The sequence below is a fragment of the Psychrobacter sp. Ps6 genome (assembly GCF_022129235.1).
Taxonomy (GTDB): domain Bacteria; phylum Pseudomonadota; class Gammaproteobacteria; order Pseudomonadales; family Moraxellaceae; genus Psychrobacter.
Genome location: NZ_JADQAI010000121.1, coordinates 1 through 1,483 on the forward strand (window position 1 = coordinate 1; position 1,483 = coordinate 1,483).

General features: G+C 38.0%; 1 protein-coding gene and 1 pseudogene. Both read left to right on the forward strand.

Going from position 1 to position 1,483, the window contains the following annotated elements:
* Positions 1 to 378, forward strand: a pseudogene (locus I3255_RS14235) (HlyD family secretion protein); the annotation flags it as partial.
* Positions 368 to 1,369 (forward strand): DUF2955 domain-containing protein, encoded by a 1,002-nt coding sequence (locus I3255_RS14240; protein ID WP_069532153.1) that lies wholly within the window; start codon positions 368 to 370, stop codon positions 1,367 to 1,369. The pseudogene I3255_RS14235 and the gene I3255_RS14240, both read left to right, overlap by 11 nt.
* The last annotated feature ends 114 nt before the right edge of the window (positions 1,370 to 1,483 follow it).

The window sequence follows — 1,483 nt, forward strand, 5'->3', positions numbered from 1 at the left end:
AATAAGCATATGTGGCTAACCGCTATGGTGCGAGAAAACTCACTGGCATACCTCAAGCAAGGGACTCCGGTAAAAATTGTATTTGATGCTTATCCTGGCCAAATATTTCATGGGTTAGTCACTTCCGTTGGTTGGGGTAGCAGTGGCAATAATAGCTTACAAATTGATGGCAATAATGGTTTGTTTGACTCACCAACAGGAACATTGCACTCTCAACGTTTTCCGGTCAACATTCGCTTCACAGATTTACCAGAGAATATAAAACTTAGATACAATGGTCGAGCAACTGTTAGTTTTTATCCCGGACAATCAACGGTTGGTGAGTTCTTATTGAATATATGGACTTGGATATGGAGCTATTTAAGTTATGTATCGTAGTCCGGGGAATGCACTCATAAGAGTAACAGTTTTCCCTATTCTATTACTCTTTTGGCAATACTATTTTGGTACCGATATACCCTTATTAGGTCCGGCCCTTTGCGCTGTCTTTCTTTGCACATCTCTTGAGCCACCACCATTAATTATGGTGTTACTCATGAGTGGGGTTCTATTTGCTACAGCTTGGACCCAAGCCGTGATCAGCAACATTCTATATGATGTACCAATTGTCTATTACATCGCTATTTTTGTTGTTTTTTATTGGTGTATGGTTCGTATTAAAGAAAATCCACAGGATCTTATTGCTACACTGTTAATTGTATCCACTTCAATGGTTGCAGTGTTTTCACGGCAAAAAGGTATTGATGTCAGTGATATTCCATGGGCTTTGCTCAAAAATATTTTAATTGCTGGGTTTACCGCTTATCTGGGATATCTATTAGTTCCAGGAGGAAGTGCTATTGCGCCACCTCCAGAAACTGTAGACCGACAAGCTACACATACCAGAGTCTGGCATTTACTGCTAAAAGCTCTGGTTGTGACTCTAACATTAATTATTTCGATTAATCTTAATTTAGCCCAAAGTACCATTATTACCGTTGTTGTCGCCCTTGTGATTAAAGATCCAGATCCAAGTATTGGTCACAACTATGGCGTTCGTCGACTTTTAGTGACCTATGCTGGATTTTTGTATGCATTACCCATATTAGCGGTCAATTTATTGCATACCAATTTATTTGGTCAGCTAGCTGTAACCGTTATTTTCTCACTCTTAATGGGTATTGATGCTGTGAGCAAAAAAGTCAGCTATAACTCATTGCAACTGTTATTCTCAGGTTTTGTTGTTCTTATATTCTATGGATTAACGCAAAGTTCAGATAACGCATTTATGCAAGATATGGTGCGATTTTTCTCTATTCTTGTCGCTGTATTTATTGGAACATTGGCTTTAATTATTTTAGAACCATCATCAAAGAGCAAAACTGAGTAAGAAAATGGATGTGAGCTAAACTTTGTTGATGAAATTAATCTTTAATTAACTAGCTTTCTTAGAAAAAGCCCGCACTCCAGTAGAAGTGCGGGCTCTTTTTAATTAAAACAAATA